2 protein-coding genes are annotated in these 1,849 nt (G+C 74.5%); both read left to right on the top strand.

Going from position 1 to position 1,849, the window contains the following annotated elements; translation table 11 throughout:
• A partial coding sequence (locus ACFU99_RS42360) for a 3-deoxy-7-phosphoheptulonate synthase (RefSeq protein WP_384403784.1) occupies nt 1-313 on the top strand: 313 nt, incomplete at its 5' end.
• A gap of 35 nt (nt 314-348) precedes the next feature.
• A complete protein-coding gene (locus tag ACFU99_RS42355) occupies nt 349-1,695 on the top strand; it encodes a class I adenylate-forming enzyme family protein (RefSeq protein WP_384403781.1) in 1,347 nt (448 codons plus the stop codon).
• The last annotated feature ends 154 nt before the right edge of the window (nt 1,696-1,849 follow it).

The following is a 1,849-nucleotide window of genomic DNA, read 5'->3' as shown; positions in this document are numbered from 1 at the left end:
GTGCGTGGCCCTCAACGCCGCGCGCGAACCGGGACGGCTCGTCCTGTCCGTGCGGCTCGCGCCGGAGCGGATACTCGCCGAACTGCCCGCCCTGGTCGAGGCGGTCGCCGCCACCGACACCCCGGTGACGTGGGTGTGCGCGCCCCGGCCCGGCGGGGCGACGGCCGCCGCCGAGGTCGCGACGTTCTTCGACACCCACTATTCGATGGGCAGCCGGCCGGGCGGGCTGCTGCTCGACGACCCCGGCCGCAGCCACGCCGAGATCCTGCGGACGGTGCACGCCGCCGCGACGGCCTGGCAGCCCGCGCCATGAGGCCCACTACACCTCCCCTCACTCCATGAGGAGCAATGATGTTTTCACTCCGGCACCCCGGCACCGCCCTGATCGACAGTCAAGGACCCCTCACCTACCGCGAGTTGACCTCATCCGTCACGGCCAGGGCCGCCGAGCTCGCCGCCGCGAACGACCTGCGGCCCGGCGACCGCGCCCTGCTCTGCCGCCCCAACGGCCGGCAGTGGATCATCGACTATCTGGCCCTGGCGGAGCTGGGCGCCGTGAGCGTCCCGCTCAACGCGGCCTCCGCGCCGGACGAGATCCGCCACGTACTCGACGACAGCGCCGCCGCCTGCGCCCTCACCGCCGTCCCGCCCCCCGTGGCCCGCGACGGCCCCTCTCCGGCCATCGCAGCGGACCTCTCCGAGGTCTCCACCATCGCCTACACCTCCGGCACCACCGGACGCCCCAAGGGCGCACTCCAGTCGCGCCACGCCGTCCGCCTGGGCGGTGAAAACATCGCGAAGCGGCTGGAGTTGGGGCCCGGCGACACCGTCCTCAGCCCGCTCCCGCTCGCCCACACCTTCGGCGCCAACGTGCTGAACGCCGCGCTCTGCGCCCGTGCCACGCTCGTCATCCTCACCCGGTTCTCCGAGGAGGCCGTCGCCGAGGCGCTGCGCCGCCACCGGCCCACCGTGCTGGCCGGGGTTCCGACCATGTACCGCAGGCTGCTGGCCCGCCCCGAGGCCGAGCTGCCGATGGAGTCGGTGCGCTGCACCCTCTCGGCCGGTCAGCCCGCCGGGCGGCGGCTCGCAGTTCGGTGGCAGGAGCGCACCGGCGCGGTCTTCGCCGAGGGCTGGGGCATGACCGAACTGGCGGGTCTCGCCTCGCTCACCCCCGCCGCCGACGCGAGTCACCCCGGCACCTCCGGCCCGGCCGTTCCGGACACCGCCGTACGTACGGGCGAGGACGGCGAGCTGCTGGTGAGCGGCCCGATGGTCACGTCCGGTTACCTCGACGCTCCCGAGGCCACCGCCCGCGCCCGGACGTCCGGCGGTGCGCTGCGCACCGGGGACGTCGGGCGGGTGGACCGGGACGGCGAGGTCACGGTCGTGGACCGGCTCAAGGACGTGATCCTGTGCGGCGGTTACTCCGTCTACCCGGCGGAGGTGGAGCGCGTGATCGCAGCGCATCCGGCGGTGGCCGCCGTCGCCGTCACGGCGATGCCGGACGCGGTGCGCGGAGAGGCGCCGCGCGCCTGGATCGCCACGGTCCCCGGCGCCCGCGCGGACGGCGACGCCATCGTCGCGCACTGCCGGGACCTGCTGGCCCCGTACAAGATCCCCCGCCGTACGACGTTCCTGACCGAACTCCCCACCACCACGAGCGGCAAGATCGCCCGTGCCCAACTCCAGGACTAGGAGCCCGTCATGACGAACCATTCGATGTCTGATCACCCCTCCGTGCTGGTCGTCGGCGCGGGTCCGGTCGGGCTGGCCGCGGCGCTGCTGCTGCGGGCGGGGTGACGGGGGGATGGAGCAAGCCGGGGCGCGCGTCGGCGAGGCGGTCGCCGGT

It is taken from the genome of Streptomyces sp. NPDC057654 (genome assembly GCF_042800135.1).
Classification (GTDB): Bacteria; Actinomycetota; Actinomycetes; order Streptomycetales; family Streptomycetaceae; genus Streptomyces.
Note: the sequence above shows the minus strand (reverse complement) of the source record. Positions and strands in the feature narration are given on the sequence as shown.